This window comes from Filimonas zeae (genome assembly GCF_014641615.1).
Taxonomy (GTDB): Bacteria; Bacteroidota; Bacteroidia; order Chitinophagales; family Chitinophagaceae; genus Filimonas; species Filimonas zeae.
The window spans coordinates 1,590,288-1,610,513 of sequence record NZ_BMIB01000001.1; the positions used below are offsets into that span (position 1 = coordinate 1,590,288).

17 protein-coding genes are annotated in these 20,226 nt (G+C 43.5%); 13 read left to right on the top strand and 4 right to left on the bottom strand.

Annotation, left to right across the window (positions count from 1 at the left end; translation table 11 throughout):
• Positions 1-216: 216 nt before the first annotated feature.
• The 5 genes from IEY13_RS06360 to IEY13_RS06380 are packed head-to-tail and all read left to right on the top strand — an operon-like array spanning position 217 to position 8,246.
• Entirely contained in the window at positions 217-3,867 is a 3,651-nt protein-coding gene (locus tag IEY13_RS06360) for a SusC/RagA family TonB-linked outer membrane protein (protein WP_188951092.1), read from the top strand.
• Positions 3,868-3,898: 31 nt separating this feature from the next.
• Positions 3,899-5,356 carry a RagB/SusD family nutrient uptake outer membrane protein gene (locus IEY13_RS06365; protein WP_188951093.1) on the top strand — a complete coding sequence of 486 codons (1,458 nt, stop codon included), beginning with the start codon at positions 3,899-3,901 and terminating at the stop codon, positions 5,354-5,356.
• Positions 5,357-5,390: 34 nt separating this feature from the next.
• On the top strand, positions 5,391-6,305 hold the full coding sequence (locus tag IEY13_RS06370; protein WP_188951094.1) for a substrate import-associated zinc metallohydrolase lipoprotein: 915 nt from the start codon (positions 5,391-5,393) through the stop codon (positions 6,303-6,305).
• 28 nt (positions 6,306-6,333) lie between these two features.
• Complete coding sequence (locus IEY13_RS06375) at positions 6,334-7,668, top strand: DUF4302 domain-containing protein (RefSeq protein WP_188951095.1); 1,335 nt, start codon at positions 6,334-6,336, stop codon at positions 7,666-7,668.
• Positions 7,669-7,715: 47 nt separating this feature from the next.
• Entirely contained in the window at positions 7,716-8,246 is a 531-nt protein-coding gene (locus IEY13_RS06380; protein ID WP_188951096.1) for a hypothetical protein, read from the top strand.
• Positions 8,247-8,312: 66 nt separating this feature from the next.
• On the opposite strand, the gene cls is transcribed toward IEY13_RS06380, so the two are convergent.
• Positions 8,313-9,773, bottom strand: a complete 1,461-nt coding sequence (cls, locus tag IEY13_RS06385) for a cardiolipin synthase (protein WP_188951097.1) — start codon at positions 9,771-9,773, stop codon at positions 8,313-8,315.
• Between the two features lie 154 nt (positions 9,774-9,927).
• Between cls and prmA the strand changes: the two genes are divergently transcribed.
• Positions 9,928-10,749, top strand: coding sequence for a 50S ribosomal protein L11 methyltransferase (gene prmA, locus IEY13_RS06390; protein WP_188951098.1), 822 nt, complete (start codon positions 9,928-9,930; stop codon positions 10,747-10,749).
• Between the two features lie 58 nt (positions 10,750-10,807).
• The gene (gene plsY / locus IEY13_RS06395) at positions 10,808-11,479 is read left to right on the top strand and encodes a glycerol-3-phosphate 1-O-acyltransferase PlsY (protein WP_188951099.1); all 672 of its coding nucleotides are present in this window, start codon (positions 10,808-10,810) and stop codon (positions 11,477-11,479) included.
• Positions 11,480-11,537: 58 nt separating this feature from the next.
• On the opposite strand, the gene IEY13_RS06400 is transcribed toward plsY, so the two are convergent.
• On the bottom strand, positions 11,538-12,269 hold the full coding sequence (locus IEY13_RS06400) for a hypothetical protein (protein WP_188951100.1): 732 nt from the start codon (positions 12,267-12,269) through the stop codon (positions 11,538-11,540).
• A gap of 198 nt (positions 12,270-12,467) precedes the next feature.
• Here IEY13_RS06400 and IEY13_RS06405 point away from each other — a divergent pair, with 198 nt between their 5' ends.
• Entirely contained in the window at positions 12,468-13,274 is an 807-nt protein-coding gene (locus IEY13_RS06405) for a M48 family metallopeptidase (protein ID WP_188951101.1), read from the top strand.
• Between the two features lie 96 nt (positions 13,275-13,370).
• Positions 13,371-14,036 (top strand): YdeI/OmpD-associated family protein, encoded by a 666-nt coding sequence (locus IEY13_RS06410; RefSeq protein WP_188951102.1) that lies wholly within the window; start codon positions 13,371-13,373, stop codon positions 14,034-14,036.
• A gap of 90 nt (positions 14,037-14,126) precedes the next feature.
• Here the strand turns inward: IEY13_RS06410 and dnaG are convergent, their stop codons facing one another.
• Both dnaG and IEY13_RS06420 read right to left on the bottom strand, forming a co-directional pair.
• The gene (gene dnaG / locus IEY13_RS06415; RefSeq protein ID WP_188951103.1) at positions 14,127-16,313 is read right to left on the bottom strand and encodes a DNA primase; all 2,187 of its coding nucleotides are present in this window, start codon (positions 16,311-16,313) and stop codon (positions 14,127-14,129) included.
• Complete coding sequence (locus tag IEY13_RS06420; RefSeq protein ID WP_229687756.1) at positions 16,310-17,089, bottom strand: ABC transporter substrate-binding protein; 780 nt, start codon at positions 17,087-17,089, stop codon at positions 16,310-16,312. The genes dnaG and IEY13_RS06420 overlap by 4 nt, the downstream gene beginning before the upstream one ends.
• A gap of 167 nt (positions 17,090-17,256) precedes the next feature.
• Between IEY13_RS06420 and fbp the strand changes: the two genes are divergently transcribed.
• The 4 genes from fbp (at position 17,257) to IEY13_RS06440 (ending at position 20,212) form a co-directional block, all read left to right on the top strand.
• Entirely contained in the window at positions 17,257-18,267 is a 1,011-nt protein-coding gene (gene fbp, locus IEY13_RS06425) for a class 1 fructose-bisphosphatase (RefSeq protein ID WP_188951105.1), read from the top strand.
• A gap of 88 nt (positions 18,268-18,355) precedes the next feature.
• Positions 18,356-18,874, top strand: a complete 519-nt coding sequence (locus tag IEY13_RS06430) for a CAP domain-containing protein (RefSeq protein ID WP_188951106.1) — start codon at positions 18,356-18,358, stop codon at positions 18,872-18,874.
• A 27-nt stretch (positions 18,875-18,901) separates the two neighbouring features.
• A complete protein-coding gene (locus IEY13_RS06435) occupies positions 18,902-19,663 on the top strand; it encodes an ABC transporter ATP-binding protein (protein WP_188951107.1) in 762 nt (253 codons plus the stop codon).
• 24 nt (positions 19,664-19,687) lie between these two features.
• Positions 19,688-20,212 carry a YfiT family bacillithiol transferase gene (locus IEY13_RS06440; RefSeq protein ID WP_188951108.1) on the top strand — a complete coding sequence of 175 codons (525 nt, stop codon included), beginning with the start codon at positions 19,688-19,690 and terminating at the stop codon, positions 20,210-20,212.
• Positions 20,213-20,226: the final 14 nt, after the last annotated feature.

Sequence of the window (20,226 nt, forward strand, 5' to 3'; positions counted from 1 at the left end):
TGAGATCGTTGAAACCATACCCCCAGTAAAAGAGAAAATAAGTAAAAGTGTCCTCCGCATTCAGAGGACACATTGTTAGATAAGTTTTTTCAACAAGGCAGACTGCCCCTGAGGCCTGGAAAACCGTAGCAGTTTACCTATCCACTCAACCAACAACCTTATAAAGGTATGCAAAAAAAGGTACCACTATTTTTCAATGGCGCAATTGTAAGGGTCATGAAACTATCTGCAATTATTTTTTCAATTATCTGTAGCACAGTAGCTACGCTGCATGCATCTTATTCCAATGCACAGGCAGCACTAGACAAAAAGATCAGCATTCAGCTAAAGAATACCTCTTTACAGGATGCATTAGATCAGATAGGAAACGCGGCAAACGTATCGTTTTCCTATGCTGGTAACCGCACATTAGCCACCAATAAGGTGAATGTAAGTGCCAGAAACCAGAAAGTAGGTGAGTTACTTACCACTTTACTGGAACCGTTTCCATTGTCTTATGTAGTAGTAGACGAACGCATTGTGGTAAGGTATGATGCGAATAAAAAAGTAAAAAAAGAAGAGCCGGCTGAAACTGCTTCCCGCGAAGTATATCAGGCAGCTGTTCCTCCTTTTGTAATTAAAGGTGTGGTGCTGAATGAAAAAAAGCAACCACTGGATGGCGCAAGCGTAACTATTAAAGGCAAGGGAAAAACTGTAGTTACCAATGCGAAGGGTGAGTTTGAAATTAAAGATGCCGAAGCGGGTGATATATTAGAGGTAACTATGACCGGCCATAAAGCTTACAGCGTAAAGCTGACTGCCGCCAAAACACATCTTACCATTGAAATGGAAGAAGATGCGGCTGACCTGAAAGATGTGGTGGTAACAGGTTTCAACACCGTATCTAAAAAGAAGTTTACCGGTTCTACCGTTAAACTGAAAGTGGATGATGTGAAAATGGATGGTGTAATTGATGTAAGCCGTATGCTGGAAGGTAGAGCTGCCGGTGTATCGGTACAGAACGTATCCGGTACTTTTGGTAGTGCACCTAAACTGCGTATCCGTGGTGTTACTTCTATCAATGGTGAAAACAAGCCGCTGTGGGTGGTGGATGGTGTGGTGCTGGAAGATCTGGTAAACATTTCTAACGACCAGCTTTCCAGCGGTGACCCTACTACCTTGTTAGGTTCTTCCGTTGCAGGTGTTAACGTAAACGATATTGAAACTTTCGATATTTTGAAAGATGCCGCTGCTACTGCGTTATATGGTGCAAGAGCCATGAATGGTGTGGTGGTAATTACTACTAAAAAAGGTAAAGCGGGCAGAACCAATGTTAACTATACCGGAAACTTTACTACGCAGTTCAAGCCTAATTATAATGAGTACAACATTATGAACTCTGCCCAGCAGATGAGTGTATGGGGCGAGCTGGAGCGTAAAGGTTCATTAAGTCCAAGTCTGCTCAGCGCCTCTAACTATGGTGTGTACGGTAAAATGTACGATCTGGTAAATGGTGATGAGAATGGTAATTTTGGATTAAAGAATACGCCGGAAGCCAGAAAGAATTTCTTACTGCGTTATGCCAATGCCAATACTGATTGGTATGATATCCTGTTCCGTCAGTCTTTCTTACAGGAACATTCTATCAGCATTTCTACCGGTACTGAAAAGTCACAGTCATTCTTCTCTACCAGCTTTTATAATGATAACGGCTGGACGGTTGCTGACAAGGTGAAGCGGTATACGTTGAACTTTAAGAACAACTATACTATTTCTGATAAGCTGACTGCCGGTTTTCAAACGGTAGGTTCTTACAGACAGCAGACCGCTCCTGGTACTTTAAGCAGACAGAGCAACCCTGTAACCGGTTCTTTTGACCGCGACTTTGACATTAACCCTTTCAGCTATGCGCTGAATACAGCACGTGCGTTAACTGCATTTGATTCTGCAGGTGGCCGTGAATATTTCAGAAGAAACTTTGCACCTTTCAACATTCTTACAGAACTGGAAAATAACAGACTGAAGATTAATCTGATTGATCTGAAACTGCAGGGCGAACTGGGTTATAAATTTACCCGCTCGCTAAAATGGGATTTCATTGGTTCTATGCGTTATGTAAGATCTACCCGCGAGCATGAGATTACCGAAAATGCAAACATGGCCAATGCTTACCGCGCAAACGGTAGCTCTACCATTGCAGATGCCAACAAGTTTCTGTACCGCGATCCGGATAATCCGGAATCTTTACCACAGGTGGTACTGCCTTACGGTGGTTTTTACAACCGTACCGAAAACCAGCTGTTGAGCTTTGATATCAGAAACACTATTTCTTTTAATAAAACCTTTGCCAACAAACACTCTGTAACAGCCCTGGCTGGTCAGCAGGTTCGTTTGGCAGACAGACAGAACTACTCTAACACGGGTTACGGTTACCAGTACGACAATGGTGGTATTGCCTTTACCGATCCGTACATTCTGAAGCAGACTATTGAGAGCAACTTTCCTTATTACGAAATGGCCAAAACTTACGACCGCTTTGTAGGTTTTTATGGTAACGTAGATTATATGTACGACAGACGTTACAGCATTTCAGTAGTAGGCCGTTACGATGGTTCTAACCAGTTAGGTTCTTCTAATACGGCCCGTTGGTTGCCAACCGGTACGGTGAGTGCTGCCTGGAACGTGGACGAAGAGAAGTTTATGGACAATGTTCCGTTTGTTGATTACCTGAAAGTAAGAGCGAGCTATGGTTTAACAGCTTCTTTAGGTCCTGCAACCAACTCAAACGTAGTATTGAAAAATGCTACTTCTAACAGACCTTATACTACTGAGCGCGAATCTGTTATTCAGTTAAGATACCTGGAGAACTCCGATCTTACCTGGGAAAAGAACCATCAGTTAAACTTTGGTGTAGATGTTAGCTTATTCAAAGGCCGTTTAACAGCTACTGTTGAGCCTTGGTTTAGAAAGAGCTTTGACCTGATTGGCAACTTTAAAACATCCGGTATTGGTGGTGAGGCTATAAAGCTGGCTAACTATGCGGATATGAAGTCGAACGGTGTGGATGTAGTAGTAGGTGGCCAGATTGTAAAAACTAAAGACTGGGGTTGGAAATCAAGCGTAACTATTGGTTACAACACTACCAAAATTACCAACATCAAAAACGATCCTTTAATATTTGATCTGGTAAAAGCGGAAGGTGGTAACATTGAAGGCTATCCTGTAAACGGATTGTTTTCTATTGATTATGTAAGAATGCTCCGTACCAACGGTACACCGGTTTTTAAAGATGAGAACAATAAAGAAAACCAGGCTGTATACCTGCAGTCAGTAGGTGCTGATTCTTTCCTGGTGTATAACGGTCAGGTTGATCCTAAGTTTACCGGTGGTTTCAACAATACCTTTAACTACAAGCAGTTTACGCTGAACGTATTCTTTACGTACCAGTGGGGTAACAAAATCAGACTGTATCCATCTTTCAAAAATGGTTACTCTGATTACGATGCGTTACCTAAAGAGTTTTACGACCGTTATGTAGTTATTGGTGACGAACTGGTGCCGGGTACTGTTCCTGCTATTGTAGACCGCCTTACTGCAGCACAATTAGCCGGTACTTATGCTTATAATAACTATAACTATTCCAATGCAAGAATTGCTAAAGGAGACTTTATTCGTCTGAAAAGTGTACAGCTTTCATACAACCTGACTCCTAAGACACTGGAAAAATCACCATTCAAAATGTTGTCTTTTTCAGTAGCTACCATGAACCCATGGTTAATATATGCTGATAAGAAGCTGGAAGGTCAGGACCCCGAGTTTTTTAACTCAGGTGGTGTTGCCCAGCCTATTCAAAAGCAGGTTACCCTTAGTGTGAAAGCAGGATTTTAATTGATTATTGAAGAGCATACATTTTATTGATATGAAAAAAGTTTGTTTATATATAACGCTGGGTCTGGCCATGGGATCGGCCGGATGTAATAAATTCCTGGATAAAGACCCCGATGTACGTGCGCAACTGAATTCACCTGAAAAAGTAGCGCAGCTGATTGCAACGGCCTATCCTAATATGAACCACTGGACGTTTACCGAAGCTGCTTCTGACAATGCTTCAGACAGAACGGCTGGTTCTACAGAATTTGAGTCGCAGGATGCTTATATGTTCCGTGATGTAATCCGTGCCAACCAGCAAGATTCTCCGGAAGGCTACTGGGGCGCTTGTTACCAGGCTGTTGCAGCTGCTAACGAGGCTTTAAGTGCTATAGCCAAAGCACCAAACCAGGCAGCTTACAGTGCACAAAAAGGAGAGGCGCTGGTAGCCAGAGCTTATTCGCACTTTATGCTGGTAAACCTGTTTTCTAAGTTTTATAATGCTACTACTGCCAAAAACGATCCCGGTATTCCTTATGTAACAGAGCCTGAGAATGTGGTAGTAAAGCAATACGAACGGAAAACGGTACAGTATGTATATGATATGATTAAGAAAGACCTTACAGAGGGCTTACCGCTGATTAAGGATGAAAAGTACTCTGTACCTTCTTACCATTTTACCAGAGCAGCAGCGCATGCCTTTGCAGCCCGGTATTACCTGTATATTAAACAATACGATTCTGTATTAACACATACCGCACAGGTATTTTCGGACGCTGATGTAGCTACCCGCCTGCGTAAGTGGAATACAAGCTATCAGAACATGACGCGTCTGGAGCTGATGTCTACTTATCAGAAAGCTACTGAACCAGCCAATCTGCTGCTGGCAGAAACTGTGTCGCTCTACGCCCGTTACGTTGGTAGCAGCCGCTACGCCTTCAGCCCTGCAAACCGTCCTTTAATAGTAAGGGTTCCGGCCATTTACTCCGATACCTCTAAAGCTGAATATGCATTTAACTTTCAGGTATACGGCAGTGAATATGTAAATGTTATACCTAAGGTAAACGAGTATTTTGTTCGCGCGTCTGTAAACGCGGAAATTGGCTGGCCTTACGTTATGACGCCGCTGTTTACTATGGAAGAGGCGTTGTTTAACCGTGTAGAAGCAATGATTGCGAAGGGGAATTCTAACGGTGCGGTAGGTTTGCTGAATGCCTGGTTAAGTACACGTATCAGCGGTTATAATCCGGTAAAATATACGCTTACTGCCCAAAAGGCTACCGATTATTACGGCAAGGACGTGGCAAGCTCTCTGAAAGACCTTACGCTGGCTTACAAAAGAGCAGAGTTTTTACACGAGGGAATGCGTTGGTTTGATATTATCAGAAACGATCTGGCTGTAACACATACCACTAATAACGGGCAAACTTACAGACTGGATGCAAACCACAGATATTTTCAGATACCACAGTCTGCTGTGTTGTCAGGAGTTGAGCTAAACCCACGTTAATAACCCCCATTTATTAAGTATTACAAGTTTTCTTATGAAAATAGTTAAAATATCACTGCTTATACTTTCTCTGGGAGTAATGGCTTCCTGCAAAAAAGAAAAGCTGGACCCGGTAGGGGATATTCCAGGGCTGGGTGGCGATACCTGGGAGCCTACCGTTGTTGACAAATGGCTGCTTGACAGTCTTACCAATCCTTTCAATATTTCTGTGAAATATAAGTGGGACCCGCATGAAGTATCGGACCAGTATATTCTGAGAGATTTTGTGCCGCCCAGAGAAGAGGTGGTAATTTCTCTGATGAGTTCTGTAAAAAAGGTTTGGGCTGATAACTATATTGCTGAAAGAGATACCGTGTTTTTTAATCGTTATTCTCCCAAGTTTTTTGCATTGTTTGGCAGTGCTATTTATAACCCTGCTAACGGCACCAAGGTGCTGGGTATAGCAGAAGGGGGTAAAAAAATTAACCTGCTGGAAATAAATACCTTTAAAACCAGTAAGGATGCAGGTTACAAGCCTTCTGATTCTACACAGGCAAAAATGGCTTTTCATACTGTACACCACGAGGCTGCACACATTCTGCACCAGACTGTACTTTATACGCCGGAGTATAAGCGTATAAACGTTGGTATGTATACTACTAACTGGGTTAACTATACCGATGCTGAAGCTAACAGAGATGGTTTTGCTACAGCTTACTCTATGCAGGATCCCAACGAAGATTTTGTGGAAATGATTTCTATAATGCTTACCGAGGGTAAAGAAGGTTTTGACAGACTGGTAGATAATATTAAGGATACCAGCACACGCGGTACTATTCCTGCGCTGGCAAAATCAAGATTAAGGCAGAAAGAGGCTATTGTGGTAAGCTATTTTAAAACTGTTTGGAACATAGACTTTTACAGACTGCAGGAAAGGGTGAGAAAATCGGTTGAGTACTATATTTATTAACGAGCAACCTTGTAAAAAGTATTTGATTATGAAAATGAAATTTGCATATATATGCTTACTGGCTTTGGTTGTGGCCAGCTGTAGCAAAAAAAACGACCGTGCATTTGATACAACTCCGGAAGAGCGTATTAATGAACTGATTGACAAATATCAGACGCAACTGGCAGGTGGAACTAATGGTTGGAAAGCCTTACTTACCAGCCCGGATGGAACTGTATACAGCTTCTTTTTTAAGTTCAACGATAAAAACAGGGTGGTATCTTACTCTGATTTTAAAGGTGAGTTTGGTGTAGCCAAAGAAAGCAGCTACCGCTTGAAAGCTTTACAGCAGATCAGCTTATTATTCGATACCTATACCTATCTGCACGTATTGGCTGATCCTGATCCGAATGTAGCAGGTGGTGGACTGGGTACCGGATATAATGTAGATTTTGAGTTTTATTTTGATAATGCTACTGCAGATACCATTAACCTGGTTGGCAGAAAGCATGCTTCTAAAATGCGTTTAGTACGCGCCAGCCAGGCAGAAGCTACCAGTTATTCAAGCGGCGGCCTGCAGAAGGCGATGGCGCTGAGTGATAATTATGGTAAGATATTACAGTACTGGAAAGTATTTACCGCGGGAAGTACTCCTTTTCAGATGTCACTGGATACTGCGCAACGTTTTGTAACCTTGTTTTTTACAAACGGAGGTAATACTTACAGAGATAGCTCACGGTATTATTTCAATGGTACTGGTATGGTATTGCTGAAGCCTATTCCAACCCCACTCGGCAGAATTACCGGGTTTACTGATATTACCTGGGATGCCGCTAACAAATCATTCAGCATGAAGCTGGGTAACGTTACCGTAACAATGGCTGGTGCAAATCTTCCTGTTGCTATTGAAAGAAACTCAGCTTTTAACTTCCGTGTTACCGCCGGAGAGGCAGGTACTTACTGGTATAATACCGGCGGTATCAGAATAAACGGCGTTAATAATGCTTACAGAACAGATACGCTTACTTTTAACGATAGTACAGGCACCTATAGAAACTATTATCTGTTTTATCAGCCAGGTACATTAAGTGGTACTGTTGATGGTTTCGCCCCTATATTTTTGAATCAGGCGCAAACAGCAGTTAGCCTGATGTATGGTTCTAATTGCATTGTAGATCATAGTTCTCCTGACGGCCGTATGATATTGACTGAGCATGCCACCCCACTGGGAGATTTTCCATTTCCTGCAACGGGCGGGGCTGATTTATGGCGGAAGTGGATGTACAATTCCGCCGGTGTATTTCTGGTGAGGATTGACGACGAAACTTACGACATGGTAAGCGCTTCCGATGCTACTTCCTGGATGAGATGGTATTTATGGTAATAAACAGGCAAGTAATCTTTTAATCATAACTATAAAAAACAGAAATCATGAAAAGAATTTTATTAGGCGCTTTAAGCCTGGTGCTGGTTGCAGGGTTAATGACTACCACTTCCTGTAAAAAAGGCGATCAGGGTCCTCAAGGTGACTCTGCTATGGCAAACGTTATTTATTCAGATTGGCTTAGTGCTGATATCAGCCAATGGGGTACCCCAAGTGCAACTGATACACTGCGTTGGTTGACCGTTTTTGAATCTAAACAAATCACTGCTGACATTATCAACAAGGGTGAAGTTCATGTGTATTTCAACTTAGGTACTGCAGCTGAGCCGTATGTGTTCCCATTGCCGTACGCTACGGGTGCTACTTATATCCGCCCTGCTCTGTTTGTTGGCGGTATTGAGGTATGGGCTAATACTTTATCTGCTATTACTGGTCAGAATGGTGCTGGCATAGGTACCTATCGCTATGTTATCATCCCTGGTGGTGTAAAAGCAAGTGCACGTACTGAAGGTGGCTCTTCTCCTGTAGACTTTAACGACTACAATGCCGTTAAAGCATACTATAACATCAAAGACTAAGCAATCGCTGTTTTCTTGTACATAGGTGTTGGGCTGGTAAAACGTAAGTTTTCACCAGCCCTTTTTTTATAATATGGCGGATATGAGTCTGCAAAACGATTCGCCCATTTTCTTCATACGGCTTCTTTCCTCCCATTCCGGCAGAGTAATCTCCACACTATCTGCAATATCCCTTTCAAATGCCTCTCTTAATTGCTGGTGTACTTTTTCATCATACACAGTGGCATTCAATTCAAAGTTCAGATCAAAGCTGCGGATGTCCATATTGGCCGATCCTACTATAGACAGGCAATGGTCTGCTACCATGGTTTTGGCGTGTACAAAGCCTTTCTGGTACAGGTAAATTTTTACGCCAGCTTCCAGCAACTCGCTATAATAGCTTTGCGAGGCGGCATTTACCAGTCTGGAATCTGATTGGTCAGGTACCAGCAGGCGAACATCTACTTTGCCCAGGGCGGCTGTTTTAAGCGCTGTAAGCAGACTTTCGTTGGGTATAAAGTAGGGGGTGGTAATATACACATAGTCTCGCGCCAGCGTTATAGCCGCAAAATAACTCATCATAATACTGGCCCTGTCGCTATCCGGGCCGCTGTGAATTAATTGTACCAACTGGTTATTATGTACATGTGGTACATCCGGAAAGTAATCTTGTGTAACAGGTAGTTCCGCATCTGCGCAAAAATTCCAGTTAATAAAAAACAGATACTGCAACTGTTTAACGGCTTCGCCGGAAATTTTCAAATGCGTATCGCGCCAATATAATTTGTTGGTTTTTATGCTATTGTCATATCTGTCTGAGATATTGATTCCCCCTGTAAAAGCTACTTTGCCGTCTACAATTATAATTTTACGATGGTCGCGATAGTTGTGCCTGTTAGATACAATAGGGAACCAGATGCGATAAAACGGAAGAATTTCAATACCACTTTTCCGTAATTCGCGTAAAGTGCTGAATCCCAGATCAGTGCCAAAGTCATCGTAAATTATTCTGATGCTGACTCCTTCTTTCGATTTTTTGAGCAAAATATCCTTCAGTCTTTTGGCTATCAATCCTTTATCAAAAATATAGTACTCCATGTGGATATGGTGCCTGGCCTGCTCAATGGCTTCAAACATGGCAGTAAATTTTTCCTCCCCATTCAGCAGCAGATCTACTTCGTTATTAATAGAAAGCGGAAGGCCGGTATCTTTTAATACCAGGCGTATCAACTGTTCACTGCCCTGGAGCTGCTCTGCATGGTTTCTTATCAGGTGTTCGGATAGTTTAGCCAGATAATTGGTATACCGTTCAAAAGAGGCCTGGTCGCGGGTAAATTTTCGCTTGTACAGCTTTTTCTTGCGGTAGTTTTCGCCAAAAACATAGTAGATGAGGATGCCCACAATGGGAAGCGCAAAGAACAAAAGCAAGTAAGCCAGTGTTTTAGAGGGCGATCTGTTCTGAAAAATGATCATGAGGGCAAAGGGAATACTAACCACGTACGCAACTTCTAATCCTATGCTAACTATCTCGTTTATACCTAGTAACATGTGGCCGTTTTTATTGTATTTAACTTAAAAATAGGGGAAAGGTTGCCAGGGCATGATTTTTTACGGCGTAATTTGTATTCTAATGAATAATTAAGCCTGCCGGTATACCAAACAGGAGTATCTGGTAGTTTATATTGCGGGCTAAATACAACAAATGGCTGAGTATATTGAGATTGCCCTGAAGGGAATGGATGAGGTAATTAAGAAGGAAACGATGATAGCACTATTATCGGAAATGGGCAGCAATGGCTTTGAAGAAGAGGGCGATGAACTGAAAGCATACGTAGAGAAGGATACATTTGATGCAGCATGGTTTAAAACGGTTGCAGAAGAAAATGGTGTTAGTTATTCATTATCAGAGATTCAGGACCAAAACTGGAACAGTATATGGGAATCGCAGTTTGAGCCTGTAGTAGTGGATGAATTTGCAGCCATCAGGGCTTCCTTTCATGCGCCTATTACTTCGGTAAAGTATGAAATAGTAATTACACCTAAAATGAGTTTTGGTACCGGCCACCATGCTACTACCTATATGATGATGCAGGAGATGGCTAAACTGGACTTTACCAACAAAGAAGTTTTTGATTTTGGCACTGGTACAGGCATATTAGCAGTGCTTGCAGAGAAGATGGGAGCCAGGGAATTATTAGGGATAGACAACGACGACTGGAGCATTGAAAATGCGAAAGAAAATCTGGCCGCGAATGGATGTACAAAAATTGAAATTGAAAAAAAGGATCATCCGGCAACCGAAAAATTATTTGATATAATATTAGCTAACATCAACAAACACATATTGTTAGCGTATATGAAGGATTTAGCGGTTCAGTTAAAAAAGGGTGGAATTATTCTATTGAGTGGCTTGCTGGAAGAGGACGAAACAGACATAAAAGAGGCGATTGTTAAAGCAGGTATAACCCATATGGAAACAGTAAAAAGGGAGAAGTGGATTTGCATGCGTGCAGGTAGTAACTAGTTTCCCCTATATTTGTCGTCCGACCCTGGGTATTTTTTCATACAACCGTAAAAAACCAATGAAAGAATTGTTATTAATAGCTATTGCCTATCTCATTGGCTCTATACCTACCTCTGTTTGGGTAAGTAAGCGCTTTTTTGGGATAGACATCAGAGAGTATGGCAGCGGTAATGCCGGGGCAACAAACACTTATCGTGTGCTCGGTTCTAAATGGGGCACCTTTGTAATGATTGTTGACATGCTGAAAGGGGTAGCTGCTACTTCATTATATATCTTACTTCCTAAATACGCAGGGGTAGATCACGAACTGGCCCGTACCAATTTTATGCTGGGGCTGGGGTTGGCTTCTGTTCTGGGCCATATATTTCCAATATGGGCAAATTTTAAAGGTGGTAAAGGGGTAGCAACGCTGTTTGGTATGGCTGTGGCTATACAACCAGTAGTGGCCCTTTGCTGTACCGGCGTTTTTCTGCTGGTTTTGTTTCTTACGCGTTTTGTTTCGTTAAGTTCTATTCTGGCAAGTGTATCATTTGCTGTTTTTATACTCTTTATCTTCAATGAAAAAGAAACCTGGTACCGAGTTTTTGCGGTAGCCGTGGCTTTGATGGTTATTTTAACCCATCAGAAGAATATTAACCGCATATTGAAGGGAACGGAGAGTAAGGTGCCCATTCTTAAACACAGAGACAGGCGTAAGCAGCGAAAAAAACAATTTGAAGATTTTGAATAAAAGAAAGGAGGCAAGTTTTGCTTCCTTTCTTTTTTAAGCAGTTAACTTCTGGAATGGTCTATCTATATGGAAACTCCTTGTAAATTAACTCGTAACCAGGGACTGTATATATCTGGAAAAAATTGATAAAGGTTGTGCCTAATCCCAAACGGGTACTGTATTTAAACGCAACATTAGTTACATATTTAAAGAACTTTTCCCGGTCAAACATAAGTACATAGTCATCAGGGTGATTCATCATATAATTTAATACAGCATTAACTTTATCTCGTGCAGAAAATAATACCAGGCTTTGTTGGCTGTGTAATGCATCTGCAATTGCTGAATTAAAATTATTTAACTCTCTCCTTCTAACATTATAGATCATTGTTTGTGATCCGTCCAATAGCAAGGGATAAGGCATATTGAAAAACTCACATATTTCCCGTTCACCAGATAAATCTGCCTCCGACTCATTGCTAATAAAATAAGGATCAATCTGGCCTGTTGGAAAAGGCGGGGCAGGTGGATACAGCTTTCTTCCGCCTCCACCTCCCAAATTAATAAAAGAGTTAGCACATTCTGTAAATGCGTTCTCTGCATCTCCCGGAGTATAGCCAGCTGGAGGATTTTTTAATGTGTTTGTGAACTTTGTGTAACAATCAGCAATACTGGAAGGATCATCTGGTCCACTCATCTGAGTGTTGTTTAAGGTTAGATTTTCAGGTTTGCTGTCTCTCTTTGTACAGGCCACAATGGCGCCAAAGGCAACTGCTACTGCAATTGCATAGGTTAAGAGTTGTCTCTTCATGGTTTTTAGGTTATTATAATGAGTAATTCAATTAGTCAGCACCGGTGCTTTGCTGTACAAATATAAACGGTTGAACAATGAAAAGGAGGCGAATGTGATGATTGTAGGTAAATATGGCCTGACGTACAGTCATTTTTCACCGCCCAACTATTTGGTATAGATATTGAACCAGCTACTTTTGCATAAATACATCTATCTATGACCCGCGTTTTATTAGTCGCTTCTGCCATAGTTGTTGCCACAGTTTCCTGTAGCCGCAATACTATTACCGGCAGAAACCAGTTGTCTCTTGTATCCGAATCTGATCTGCAGGCAACTGCACTTACTGAATACAAGCAGTTTTTATCGGAAAATAAAGTGGTAAGCACCGGCAACAGCAAAGATGCTGAAATGGTAAAAAGGGTAGGTAACCGTATTGCCGCCGCTATTACCCGCTATTATACAGAAAAAGGGATGGCCAGCGCGTTAAGCAGCTATCAGTGGGAATTTAACCTGGTGGATGCCAAAGATGTAAACGCATGGTGTATGCCTGGCGGTAAGGTGGTAGTTTATACAGGTTTATTGCCGGTTACCCGCGATGAGGCTTCACTGGCAATTGTAATGGGCCACGAAATTACCCATGCCGTTGCGGGCCACAGCCGCGAGAGAATGAGCCAGCAGATGGTAGCACAGGGGCTGCAGGGTGTTGGCGGGGTAGCATTGGGCGGCAACCAGAAGGCGCTCAGCATTTTTAATGCGGTGTATGCACCTACTGCGCAGGTGGGGGTATTGTTGCCCAATTCGCGCAAGCAGGAGTCTGAAGCTGACCACTACGGGTTAATTTTTGCAGCTATGGCAGGATATAACCCTGAAGTTGCGGTGGGCTTCTGGCAAAGAATGGCTGCCCAGGGCGGACAGAAAACCTCTGTTCTGCTGAGCACGCACCCCAGTGATGAGCAGCGGATTGCCGACATTAAAAGGCTGCTGCCAGAGGCTATGAAATACTACACGCCTGTTAAAAACTAACAAACATTTTATAAAAGTGACAGAAACCTGCATTTATGCGGGTTTTTTTTGTACTTTTGCATCCTCTTTTTGTTTACCTTTAAAACTTTTTTGAGGATGTCACAGCAAAGTTTGTTTGAAAAGTTACAATTAAAAGACGAAAAAAACCTGTTGATACAGGGATTACCTTCCGCCATCGAAAAACAATTCAGCAAGCTCTCCTTCTCTAAAAATGTTACTCCATTACTCAAAGCGAAAAAGATAGATTTTGCACTTCTGTTTGTGATTAATCAGAATCAGATGTGTTCAATTTTGAAAGACGTATTTCCCGCAATGCAGGAAGAAGGTAAATTATGGATAGCATATCCCAAAACCGCCAGTAAAATTGCAAGCGATCTTAACAGAGATTGTAGCTGGCAGTTTCTTGCAGAGAATGATTATGAGTCGGTGAGACAAGTTGCAATTGACCATGTATGGACTGCATCCCGTTTTAAGAAACTGGAAACCATCCCCAACCGTACACGTGCTTTTTCAGAAATCAGAAACCCGGATATTGACGGAATTGATTTTGACAAAAGGTTAGTGGTACCTCCGGTGGAACTGGATACCCTTTTTATGAAACACAGTCAGGCGAAGGAGTTTTTTACTTCTTTATCATTTACCAACCAGAAAGAGTATGTAAGCTGGATTACCGGCGCCAAACGTGCAGATACAAAAGCGCGCAGGGTAGAGGCTACACTGGAGAAGTTACTGGCGGGTAAAAAGAATCCTTCAGATAAGTAATATCTGACGAGATTATAACCAAAGCCCTTAAGATAGTAGTGATAGATTGTAATACTTACAGGCTGTTGAAGCAATTTCAACAGCCTGTTTTTATTTGAAGATAACCGTACCTGGCTTTTTAGACAGTTCTTTTTCCAGCTCTTTCAGGTGCAGGTGTATTTTAATCAGGCGTATATATTCGTCCGATTGTGAACTGTGATTCACGCGTTCCATATCTCTCTGGTTCTGCTCAAACATTTTTTTAATCTTACGTACTTTAAAAAAATGCAGACTGGTGTTAACATCAGCTTCCGAATTGTCCTGATTCACCACCGATTTTACCTGTACCAGTTTTTCATCCCAGCGCTGGCTTATTTCAAAAGCAAAGAAAGTGATGTTGATTACCGTATTGCGTATCTCTTCGTCTTCGTGATAAAGCAGGGTTTTAGTAGTAGGTTCCAGCCCTTGTGTATATTGGTTATAATATTCTGTGAATACCTTTTCCAGCCTCGGGGTTTCAAAGTGAAACTCTTCCAGTTCTTCAAAAATATGCTGCGCAATGGTTTTAGTCCCTTCCTCACCCCAGGGGCGAAGTCCAAACTCCAGCAATACTTTAATAATGTTCTTTTCATGTGCCTCATCCTGGTTTACCAGCAGGTGGGTATCCATATCTTCACCACCGCTTACACCTGCACCGCCACCCATACCGCTTCCACCACCACCAAAGTCATCCGGTGGAAAGCCGTTATCAAAGTCCATCGGCGGCATCATATGGTCGTCAAACCCACCATCATCCCACTGAGGGGGATGGTTATCAAAAGCCGGGGGAGGGCCGGAATGTCCACCACCAAAATCAGATGGAGGGGCGTTAAAACCGGAAGATTGCCCGCCAAAACCGGAATTGCGCCCGCCAGACGATTTGCCGCTAAAGCCGGATTGATTGCCTGAGCCGGAGTTGTTGCCCTGCTTTTTCTCCTCTTTAGCAAGGCGGTCGCGCTTGTATTTGTTTACCAGGGTGGTAAAGCCGGTTTCATCTACCCGCAGTATACCGCTGCACTGGCGTATGTATTCCTGCTGTTTGGTAAAGTCTTCCGCTTTGTTAATCTTACTCAGCGTTTCGGCCACATGGTTAACCACCGCACTGCGTTTGCTAACATCATTGCCGGCATCTTTCAGCATTACCTCCAGCTGAAAAAGAATAAAGTCTTTTTTATATGCTTTTACAAACTCTCTAAACTCAGCAGCGCCTACTTTTCTTACATAACTATCAGGGTCTTCCTTGTCTGGAATCAGTACCAGCTTTACATCCAGCCCTTCTTCCAGCGCCATATCCAGGCCACGTAAAGCGGCTTTAATACCGGCTGCATCCCCATCATATATAATAGTAAGGTTGTTGGTGTACTTCTTAATCAACCGCAGCTGATCTATAGTTAGGGAAGTACCGCCACTGGCTACTACGTTTTCAATGCCTGCCTGGTGCAGACTAATTACATCGGTATAACCTTCAACCAGTAAACATTCATCGTTTTTGTCTATCGACTGCCGGGCAAAGTAAGAGCCGTATAGTATTTTACTTTTTACATACAGTTCGTTTTCCGGGGTGTTAATGTACTTGGGGGCTTTTTCGGCCTTACCAATTACACGGGCACCAAAACCTATAATCTTACCGGTGTTGTTGTGAATGGGGAAGATGATACGGCCACGGTAATTATCCAGCAGCTCATCGTTCCGGTTTACTACCAGTCCGGTTTTCAGCAGCAGCTCCGGAGTAAACTGCTGGGTTCTGGCCTGTGTTATAAAAGCGGTGCGCGATTGCGGGCTATACCCCAGCTGAAACTTCTCCATCACCTCTTTTGCAAAGCCACGTTCTTCCAGGTAACTCAGGGCAATATTCTGTCCCTCTTCGCTATTCCACAACTGGTCTGTAAAATAGTTGCGCGCAAAATTATTGATAACAAAAAGGCTGTCTGCCACCAGCTGCGCCTGTTTTACCTGCGGGCTAACGGCCGTTTCCTCTATCTCTATATTATAACGGGCGGCCAGCCAGCGCATGGCCTCTATGTAGCTGTACTTTTCATGCTCCATCAAAAACGTGATGGAGTTACCGCTTTTGCCACAGCCGAAACACTTGTATATTTCTTTGGCGGGCGAAACGGTAAAAGACGGCGATTTTTCGCCATGGAAAGGACAGAGACCCAGGTAGCTGGTTCCGCGCTTTTTCAGCTTCACAAATTCACCCACCACATCCAGAATGTCAATGCGGCTGGTAATCTGTTGTATTGTTTGCGGAGTAATCATTGCAGCTGCAAATATACTAAACGTTGCTGCAGCGCTTCCCGGAAGTGGATAAAATAAGCGGCAGATTGCAGCAGGCGGCTGCCGTACCAGCTGAACATTTCGCCATCTGTAAGGCATACCAGTTTGCCCGGTAATTGCTGTTGTAATTCAGCCACATGTTTTTCGCGGAAGGGAAAGGGTTCTGAGGATAGCAACACCACTTTGCAGGGGCTTGCCGCCAGCTGGTCTAAGGTAATGGCAGGGTAGCGTTGGGTGCTGCCAAACACATTTTCCAGCCCGCAGTGCTGCATCATATTGTGTATAAAAGTATCGCCACCCACAGTCATATACGGCTGCTGCCATATAAGGTAGGCGGTGGGTATGGAAGGGAAGTGCGTAGCAGCAAGTTGTCCAAAGCCCTGGGTTACATCAGCCACCAGTTGCCGGGCAATTTTTTCGCGGTGGCACATTACTCCCAGTTGTTCTATGGATTCCAGCGCCTGTTGCAGATTGCCAATATCGCTTACCCATACCGGCGCAAAACTGGCAATGGCTTCTACCTGTTCCTGTATATTTTCTTCTTTGGAAGCAATTACCAGATCAGGCTGCAGTGCCTGCAACTTTTCTACGTGTACCTGTTTCGTGCCGCCGATAATAGCTTTTTGCTGTTTCCACTCCTCAGGATGCGCACAAAAACGTGTAATGCCTTTCACTTCTTCCTGTAGTTGAAGGTGGAACAATAATTCTGTAAGAGAAGGTACCAGCGATACAATCCGTTGAGGAGCATGAAGCTGCATGACAGTTCGCCCAATGTGATCGGTATATTGCGCCATAGTTATTCAATAAAGGTAGTATTTGTCATGTGTGTATCGTACACTAAGCCCAGATTGCATACATTCCGCTGCTACATTTGTGCACATTAATTGCTTACACAGTCAAAACCTCTTTATAAAAGCTGTACCATATGGTTATTAACAGGAACGTACAAACACTTGATGAATTCACCATTCAGGAACTCAGAAATTTTCCCCGGGCTACCGGTGAGCTCAGTACCCTGCTAAGGGATATTGGCCTTGCCGCAAAACGCGTAAACGTGGAAGTAAACAAAGCAGGCCTGGTAGATATACTGGGCGATGCAGGTGCTACCAACGTACAGGGCGAAGATGTAAAAAAGCTGGACGTATATGCCAACGATCAGTTTATGGGCGTATTACGTCACGGCATCAGCTGCGCAGGTATTGCCAGCGAAGAGCAGGACGATTTTGTTATTTTCAACGATGAAAAAAGCAACAACAGCAAGTATGTGGTAATGTTTGATCCGCTGGATGGTAGCAGCAACATTGATATCAATGTAAGTATTGGCACCATCTTCAGCGTATACCGCCGCATCAGCGAAGTAGGAAAACCTTGTGAAGAGAAAGACTTTTTACAGGCTGGTAACCGCCAGGTAGCTGCCGGTTATATCATTTACGGTTCCAGCACCATGCTGGTGTATGCCACCCGCAGGGGGGTAAACGGTTTTACGCTGGACCCTTCTATTGGCGAATTCTGTTTAAGTCACCCCATGATTAAATGCCCACCCGATGGCAAAATCTATTCTGTAAACCACGGTAATTTTTACGGGTACAGTAATGGCGTGCAGCAATACATTATCAACTGCCAGAAAAAGACCAAAGAAAACGGTGGCCCTTATACTGAAAGATATATTGGCAGCATGGTGGCCGATTTGCACAGAAGCCTTATTAAAGGGGGGATTTTTATGTACCCTGCCACTACCAGCAGCCCTGGCGGCAAACTGCGCCTGCTGTATGAGTGTAACCCTTTTGCATTTATTGTAGAAGTAGCGGGCGGCAAAGCTACCACCGGCGACAGGCGGATAATGGAAGTGGTGCCAACCAAATTGCATGAGCGTGTACCATTTTTTGCCGGTAGCAAAAACATGATGGAAGAGCTGGAATCGTACCTGAATTTGTAGTTAAAATGCTCTTAACGCCTCTTATTCAGGGCGTTCGGGCAACATCTGGTACAAAACTTGACTCTAACAGGGCAGAGAACCCCATAATATGAAAAGATATCTTTGCTTTTTCAAACTGCTGTTGCCGGCACTGGCAATAGCCACGGTAGGTGCCTGTCAAAAGCGCACGGTTACCACCACATCTGTAACCCGTAACTACAACAAAGCCGGCGATGGAGTTTCGCTGAACGGAATGGAAAACAGCATTCTGTTTTATGTAAACAAGCACCGGAAAAAAATTGGTAAATCAGAACTGCGGATGCTGGATGCTGCCAGTACACAGGCAACTGTTCACAGCCGTAACATGGCGCAGAAGAAAACACCTTTTAGTCATGATGGTTTTGAAACCCGTGTAGCCACTATTACCAAACAAACCGCCAGTGCGTATAACGGCGCTGCGGAAAATGTGGCGTATGGTGAAATGACGGCGGAAGAAGTGGTAGACGGCTGGTTGCATAGCCCCGGCCATAAAAAGAACATTGAAGGAAACTACAACCTTACTGGTATTGGCGTAGCCAAAGCCAAAGATGGTACGGTGTATTATACCCAGATATTCCTTCGCAAATAATTACCGATACAGTAACTTGCTGCTGTTATGCAGCAAGTTATTATTTCGGTAAAGGAACTTACAAAACAGTATGGCAGTTTTGAGGCGGTAAAGGGAATTAGTTTTGACGTGTACGAAGGCGAAATTTTCGGGCTGCTCGGCCCCAATGGCGCCGGAAAATCCACTACCCTGGAAATTATTGAAACGCTGCGTACCAAAACCAGCGGTACCGTTACGGTAAATGGTTTTAATCTGGACCATGCTCCCAACGACATCAAAAAAATTATAGGCGTTCAGCTACAAACCTCCGGTTATTACCCCGGTTTAAACCTGGTAGAATTGATTCAGCTTTTTGCCGGTTTATACAACCGCAATATTGACCCTATGGAGTTGCTGGGCCGTGTAAACCTGCGGGATAAGGCCAAAAACAAGTTTAAAGAGTTGAGTGGCGGGCAAAAACAACGCTTTTCTATCGCCACCACACTTATTAACGAGCCTAAGATTATTTTTCTGGACGAGCCTACCACAGGGTTAGACCCACAGGCGAGAAGAAATTTGTGGGATCTGATACGCGAAATACGTGATAAGGGCACTACCATTATTATTACCACGCATTATATGGATGAGGCTGAAAAACTGTGCGATAGGGTGGCTATTGTAGACAGTGGCAGAATCATTGCATTGAATACTCCGGATCAGCTGATTGACGATCTGGTAGCAACGGGTTTTGAACGGCCGAAAGAGGTAAAAATGGCCAACCTGGAAGATGTGTTTATTCACATGACCGGGAAGGAGTTGCGTGGGGAATAGCTAAACAACACAAACCCATTGAATATGGATGATCTGCGTTATCCCATTGGCTTGTACGAGCCACAACCTTTTTCGCAACGGCAGAAAGAAAAATGGCTGCTGGACCTCCGGTATATGCCGGACGAGCTGGAGACCGCTATTCTGAACCTGAACGAGGAGCAGTTTAATACGCCCTACCGCGAAGGTGGGTGGACGGTTACGCAGGTGGTGCATCATGTGGCAGACAGTCATATGAACGCCTACATCCGTTTTAAGCTGGGGCTTACGGAACATAACCCGGTTATTAAGCCGTATGAAGAAGGGGAGTGGGCTATGCTGAACGATGTACAAACCGTACCGGTAAACCTTTCATTAACGTTGTTACATGCACTGCATCAACGTTGGGTGGCCACTGTAAAGGATTTGAGCGATGCGCAATGGCAGCGTACCGTATATCACCCGGGGCAGCAGGCACAGCTGAGCTTATGGCATTTACTGGGTAGTTATGCCTGGCATGGCAAACACCATGTAGCACATATTACTTCGCTGCGGGAGAGAAGGAGATGGTAAACGATTTTAAAGAA